The sequence below is a fragment of the Peptostreptococcaceae bacterium genome, assembly GCA_016649995.1.
Classification (GTDB): domain Bacteria; phylum Bacillota; class Clostridia; order Peptostreptococcales; family BM714; genus BM714.
The window spans coordinates 1-6,551 of sequence record JAENWJ010000075.1 but is presented as its reverse complement, the minus strand read 5'-3'; the positions used below and the strand labels follow the sequence as shown (position 1 = coordinate 6,551).

Annotated in this window: 9 protein-coding genes; 2 read left to right on the top strand and 7 right to left on the bottom strand. The window is 41.0% G+C overall.

What is annotated here, in order from left to right; genetic code table 11:
• From JJE29_08930 to lepB, 3 genes are all read right to left on the bottom strand, one after another.
• On the bottom strand, window positions 1–258 hold a 258-nt coding region (locus JJE29_08930), incomplete at its 3' end, for a TrpR-like protein YerC/YecD (GenBank protein ID MBK5252738.1).
• Window positions 259–432: 174 nt separating this feature from the next.
• Complete coding sequence (locus JJE29_08925) at window positions 433–573, bottom strand: hypothetical protein (protein ID MBK5252737.1); 141 nt, start codon at window positions 571–573, stop codon at window positions 433–435.
• Between the two features lie 52 nt (window positions 574–625).
• Complete coding sequence (gene lepB, locus JJE29_08920; GenBank protein MBK5252736.1) at window positions 626–1,156, bottom strand: signal peptidase I; 531 nt, start codon at window positions 1,154–1,156, stop codon at window positions 626–628.
• Between the two features lie 197 nt (window positions 1,157–1,353).
• On the opposite strand from lepB, the gene JJE29_08915 reads away from it, so the two are divergent.
• Both JJE29_08915 and JJE29_08910 read left to right on the top strand, forming a co-directional pair.
• On the top strand, window positions 1,354–2,823 hold the full coding sequence (locus JJE29_08915; GenBank protein ID MBK5252735.1) for a transposase: 1,470 nt from the start codon (window positions 1,354–1,356) through the stop codon (window positions 2,821–2,823).
• Window positions 2,824–3,001: 178 nt separating this feature from the next.
• Window positions 3,002–3,742 (top strand): SIMPL domain-containing protein, encoded by a 741-nt coding sequence (locus tag JJE29_08910; GenBank protein ID MBK5252734.1) that lies wholly within the window; start codon window positions 3,002–3,004, stop codon window positions 3,740–3,742.
• Window positions 3,743–3,848: 106 nt separating this feature from the next.
• Here the strand turns inward: JJE29_08910 and JJE29_08905 are convergent, their stop codons facing one another.
• From JJE29_08905 to JJE29_08890, 4 genes are all read right to left on the bottom strand, one after another.
• Window positions 3,849–4,589 (bottom strand): hypothetical protein, encoded by a 741-nt coding sequence (locus tag JJE29_08905; protein ID MBK5252733.1) that lies wholly within the window; start codon window positions 4,587–4,589, stop codon window positions 3,849–3,851.
• Entirely contained in the window at window positions 4,568–5,047 is a 480-nt protein-coding gene (locus JJE29_08900) for a DUF2703 domain-containing protein (protein MBK5252732.1), read from the bottom strand. The genes JJE29_08905 and JJE29_08900 overlap by 22 nt, the downstream gene beginning before the upstream one ends.
• 41 nt (window positions 5,048–5,088) lie before the next feature.
• Window positions 5,089–5,382 (bottom strand): DUF1292 domain-containing protein, encoded by a 294-nt coding sequence (locus tag JJE29_08895; protein ID MBK5252731.1) that lies wholly within the window; start codon window positions 5,380–5,382, stop codon window positions 5,089–5,091.
• Window positions 5,383–5,582: 200 nt separating this feature from the next.
• A complete protein-coding gene (locus JJE29_08890) occupies window positions 5,583–6,200 on the bottom strand; it encodes an NUDIX hydrolase (protein ID MBK5252730.1) in 618 nt (205 codons plus the stop codon).
• Window positions 6,201–6,551: the final 351 nt, after the last annotated feature.

Here is a 6,551-nt window from a genome sequence, read left to right as displayed (position 1 = left end):
TTCTGCACCATATTGTATGCACCTATTCACCCTGCTGATTGTAGCCGTACTGGCGCCTGTTATTTTCTCTATCTCATGGTAAGTATTTTTGTCATTCAAAAGCTTGGCCACTTGAAGCCTTTGGGATATCGATTGCAGTTCCTTGATTGTACATATGTCCTCAAAAAACCGATAGCATTCCTCCCTGTTTTCCAAAAGAAGTATTGCATCATACAATTCATCCATGTATGTGTTTGAAAGCTTAGAATCATAAGGCATGGTCTTCACTCCCCGAAGGTATTTTAGACTCTTTTCCATTCTAACATAATTGCTTTAACATTGTAAAGTGTTAAAGCGATTGTGCAACAACCTAAACATTGCAATATTCAATATGCGGTTTTCATAGGCTCCTCTTATGTTCATATCCTCCAGGCTTCATTGTTCATCCTCCCATCATACGGACAGTCTGTCATCTAGAAAATACGTCTTGCTTTTCATGCTTCCGTATCTGTCAACCAATATCGCCTTGTCGCACTGGATGTGCCTTGAATCGATGAAGCTTCTAAGACAGGCATCGTCGGAATCCGCTTTCAAGAACCAGCCGAGCCGTCATTTTAGTACTTGTGAAATCCATTGACCGTCCCTCCTAAAATTTTCTCATGATGCCAAACGGATACAATCGGACCATCGCACGTCCTATAACCCTTTCGCTTTCTATAAGCCCAACCCTGGGGCTTCGGCTGTCCAAGCTAACCTCCCTGTTATCTCCCATAACAAAGAATCTGCCTTCATCGACAATTAAATCTATGTTTCCGTCTGTTTCCTCTCCGTTTACATAGCCCTCCTGAAGCAATTCTTCATTGATTACCACCTTGCCCCCATAGATAACCACATGGTCTCCCGGAAGCCCTATTATCCTCTTTATAAGGTTTTTTTCCTTTCCGTTCTCCGTCACCATATCGGTCTTAAAAACAATTATGTCTCCCCGCCCCAATTTATCCATTCTGTAGGACACCCTCTCGAGCAACAAATAATTATTGGGATCAAGCGTCGGCAACATGGATGTTTCTTTAACGATTGTAGGCTGAATAATTTGCAACATCAGCATTGCCATCAGGATTGAAATCACTATGGTTCGCATCCAGCTGATTATTTCCTTTTTCATATCTTTACTCATTTTTTTCCTCTTCCTTCAATAGTGTGAATATTACATATTCATTCTATCATTTTTTTCGAGAGTATGCCCACATATAAGCCTAGGCGAAGGTGGGTGGTGAATCGAATTTGTTGCATCACTAAAAAAGTTGAAAACAAAAGTGGCCTCGTGTTATAATAGAACATATGTTCCTGTTGCTAAGGAGGTGCATTTTTGCAATGGAAAAAGATGTCGAATACCGAACTGTTCAAATTCGAATTAAGAAAACTCATAGCTTATTCCAATTCTGTGACAATGCATGCTTTGCATCCAAAAACTTGTACAACGTAGGAAACTTTCATATTCGTCAAATCTTCAGTGGTCTTAAAAAAGAGCCAGGCACCCTTCATCAAAATGAGACTGATGTTTTTGAAAAGATAGAAGCTCAACTTGAAAAATTAAATGCCATCAAGTTGACTACCTTCGATAAACAGAAAACAAAAGCTAGTTTAGAAGGCACTCCGTTTAGCAAAAAAGAACCAACTCAACTTATGCTTCCAAACAAAGAAAAGTCATTTCTTGGTTTTAATTTGCTTGACGGCATGCTTAAACTGACAAGCCAGCCAGACTACATCGCTATGCCTGCTCAAGTCAACCAACAGACATTAAAACTTTTGTATCAAGATTGGAAAAGCTTCTTCGAGGGGTTAAAAGCATATAAAAAAGATCCGTCATCCTTTACAGGTCGACCGAGGATTCCTAATTATGCTAAGAAAAATGGCCGAAAAGTTGCAATATTCACGAATCAAAATTGTACTTTAAAAGTCGTTAACGATCGAAATATTTTGACCTTTCCGAAGACTAAGTTAACTCTCGACATGGGCACCCATTCTCTGCCAAACGGTATATTCAAGGAGTCCCGGATAGTCCCAGAATCTAACTTTTATGCAGTTGAATTGATTTTTGCAGTTGCTAAAGAACTCACGGCACCGCCGTTACTTACAGAAGAGGCAACTAATATCATCGGGATCGACCTCGGCGTTAATAACTTTGCTACTATCTCTAACAACATCGGCGTACAGCCTATTGTTGTAAAGGGTGGCATCCTCAAAGCTCGAAACCAGTGGTATAACAAACGACGCGCTTATCTGTATGGTGTACTTCGAGCGGGTAAAACTAATAACCAAGGACCTTTCACTTCAAAGAACCTTAATCGCCTCGACACAATTCGACATTTGTTTATGAAAGATTATTTTCACAAAGCATCACGGATCATTATTAATTACTGCATTGAAAATGGCATCGATACCATTGTTCTTGGCAAAAATGTGGGGTGGAAACAGAGTGTACATATGAATCGACCCAATAAGCAGAATTTCTCTTCAATTCCTTACGAGATATTTATTGCAATGCTTGACTATAAAGCTCGTGAAGTGGGTATTCGGTTCGTCCTCACTGAAGAGAGTTACACATCCAAAGCTAGTTTTCTTGATAGAGATGTTATGCCAGTTTACGGAAATAAGAATTCGGTTCCCGTTTTTAGTGGCAAACGAATCAAGCGTGGGCTTTACCAAGCCCAAGATGGCACACTTATCAATGCGGACGTCAATGGTTCTTTTAATATCATACGAAAGGTATTCCCAAACGCCTTTACAGGCGAAAGGGATAGGGGCTACGTGAATTCGCCCAAGTCGTTACTCGTCGCCTAGTATTAGGTCGAAAGGTAAGCTCGATACGACCGAATGGAAGCCCCCACTTCTAAGCGTAAGCATAGGTGGTGGGTCCAATTTCACCACAACAGTTACAAAATCTTAACCCCTTGTCCATTTACGTATCTTAAGTTAAGGAGTACCATGTAGTCAGGTTAAAGAAAGGGAGGTGATAAAAATTAAAGACCAAAACAAATCATCCATAACATTGATAGCAATAGCATTGATTCTATCTTTTGCGCTCATATACTCAACTTCAATTGCGGTTAACGGAATAGTTAAAATTAAGTCCACTGACACATTGACAGTCAAGGGTTCGGCTAAGCAGGAAATACGCTCCGATTTTGTGGTATGGAGCGGAGGCTTCAGCAACGAGTCGGCCGACTTGTCATCCGCATATGAAATGCTAAGCCAAAGCCGCGACAAGGTGCGCAGCTATCTCGAAGGCAAGGGCATAGCTTCCGACGATATCGTTTTTTCATCAATAAGTACATATCCCAAACGCATGATTATGCCAAACGGAATGTATTCTAATGTCATCGAAAGCTATGAGCTCAATCAAACTGTCGAAATAAGTTCAAATGATATTGACGGACTCACCGAAATATCAAGAAATGCAACTGACCTTATTAATCAGGGGGTTGCATTCAATTCGTATCCGCCTCAATATTTTTACACAGGCCTTTCAGATCTTAAGATTGACATGATTGCGCGTGCAACCGAGGACTCAAAGCTCAGGGCCGAAAAGATGCTTGGCGTAACCGGAAGTGAAGTTGGAACCCTAAAAGACGCACGGGTTGGTGTATTTCAAATTACGCCTCTTTATTCCAACGAAATATCCGACTACGGAATAAATGACACGAACTCTATAATGAAGGAAATTACATCGGTTGTGGAATGCACATTTGAAGTGAAATAGAAAGTAGAAAGATAGAAGATTAGAACCTAAAAACAAGCCTCAATTCCAACTCGGAATCGAAGCTTGTTTTTAGTTTTTTACTGCACACTGCACGCTGCACGCTATTCTATATCTCCACGCTTTGATTGTCTTTGTCCATGAAAGCCACTTTCGATTCTATTCCGAATGTCTCTTCTATGATTTTAGCGAGTTCATTGGCAGCCGCTTCCACGGCGTCTCCGTTTTGGCTCTTGAATCCGTCGATAGGCATGAAGAAGTTCTTGGTTTCTTCCGTTGCTTTTCCTATCTCACTTTGTCTCCAAATCCAGCGCCTGGTCTTGATGCGCTTTCCGCTTGCGTAAACCACCTCGCCCACGTCCGGAGATTCTTCCTCTTCGCTACCGAAAGGAACAAACACATCTCCATCTTTTGCGTAGCGCACCCATATGTCGCTGTCAAATGCGTCTATGTCATGGCAACCCATTGGAAGCACATTGTTAAGGCTTATTGTGTTTACAAGATCCACCATTGTGTTTATGGTTGGTATTCTTCCACCTTTTGCTATCCTTTTTATCAAAGCCTCTATGGAACACCTAAATTTGTTCGGGTTTATCCCAAGAGTCTCAAATGCAGTCCTGTACGGAGTTATGCTCGGGTCAATTTTCAAGTCTACATTTGCAAAGCGCTTTTCCGCGTTCTTCTGAGACTCGACAAAATCGGCGAGCAGCTTATCCTCAAGCATCGAATTGTCTATGTCTCTGGCAACGACAAGGCCGAAGTACAGATCAGGCAAGGTTTTAAATAATTTATCTTCTATTATGAACTTCATTGATTTCCTCCCATGTATCAGCTGCATTCTCCGTCGCATTGGCACTCTGTTTCCTGCTTTTCGCCCGGCTTGCCGTATATGCTTTCTATCAAAGCGTCAGTAACAAGCTCCCTGGAAGGAGTATCCAGCTCCATGCCCATGTATATCCATCCCTTTATTATCTGGTCCGGATGACATTTGCATGTGTTTTCTTTGTAATTCGGCTGAATGTCTATCCCGTTTATCAAAATCGTAGGCAAATCCTTAAAACCAAGAAGTTCCGCCTGTTCCCTATTGATTAGCTTTACGGAATTGTATTGAATCTTTATTCTATTGTCGTTTAAAAAATCTCGCATGCCTTCAAGCGCCTCATTGATTGCGGCGTCCGTCGCATCGCATTTTTCAGAATCTGTTTCATCATCAAATACCATGTTCAGCTTAAGGGCTTTTGTTATCTCCGGTTCACATGTTCCGCTTCCGCAAGTGCTGCACGAACTGCAGCCGTTACAATTACTCATAAAAATACCTTCCTTTCTTTTTACTTGATAAATTGTTATTGTTATTCCATTAATTCCATTTTGTCTTCTTCATCTTCTTCATCTTCTTCATCTTCTTCGGCCGGACCGAAAAGGTCGTAATAGACTTCAGCCACATTGTAGTATTCTTCATCCTCTTCAATGCGATCTAGTTCTATTTCTCCGTCTTTTTCAAAAAATCTGTACAGAAGCACATCTTCATTTCCTTCAGGAAGAAGGGCTATATATACTTTTTCTTCAACTTCAAATTTCCCTAGGACATCACATTCCATTACCGTGTTGTCATCTAAAAGAAGCCTCATCTTTTTTTCATCCATTTTACCCACACTCCTTTCCGGTTTGTTTCAACACATTTATTATATCATCAATCGAAGAGGGTCTTTCAAGAAAACACTTGTCTTCTATAAGAAAATACAGGATTTTTCATCCATTTCACATCAAATTTTATGTTTTCTTGAGTCCCTTGATATAATCAAATGCTCCATAGCAGAACAGGTACATGTATTCTGCCTATATTCTAATCGAACAGAGGAACCTTGTCCGGGTCTCTCATGAATCCAAACATAATTTCAATCTGTTCCCTCAATATCCTGTTTATCGAAAGCTCCGGCAAATCTTCCATTCCGAAAAATCCTACTCCATCGGTTTCAAGGCCCCTAATAGGGGTTTCTCCAATAATCTCACAATATACAAAAACCTTGTATACATGATACGGAGAGGGCGGATGAGCATGCTTGCTTCTGTCAAAGACAGCCAGCAATTTTACCGGCTTTGCCTTGAAGCCCGACTCCTCTCCTATTTCTCTAACAACATTTTCCGAAATCGAATAACCGACTTCACAATACCCTCCCGGAAGAGACCATTTGTTGTCAGCCAATTCCTTAACCATTAGCATTTTGCCATCCCTAAAAACTACCCCTCGCACTTCTACCTTAGGAGTCTTATAGCCTGGATCTGATGCAAATAGTTCCTCGATTTTTTTAAGTTCCTCTCCTGAATAATGCTCCATGAACTGTATACTAATGCTTCGGAGTTCCTCGTAGCGCTCTATATCATATGGATTTCTGCAATTCGTAAGGCCTATTCTGGAAATGGCTTCAACTCTTTTAATATATTCCAACCATCGAGGCTCCATATTTTCATTCCTCTCTTCCGCAAATCTTTGACGTTATTGTATCATTATATACCTTTACTGCAGATGCATAAAGACCCCGTATCCTTTAATAGGACACGGGGTCTTTCAAACAATCGGTTTTTATGATAATCTATTTTGACACTCCCCACGGATAAATCCGGGGGATTCTCGAATGATTAAATACCAGTCCGTTTCCGGTAGGCAAGTATAACTTCGAGTTCCGAGGTGTGTCATCACCTCGTCCCGTGCCAGGACATATAGTCGCACGGGCTGAAAGCCTGCTGCTAAGCAGCACCAGCAATCACAGGTGCATCTATGATGTTGATTGCACCAACTAAATCTCTGTGAGTA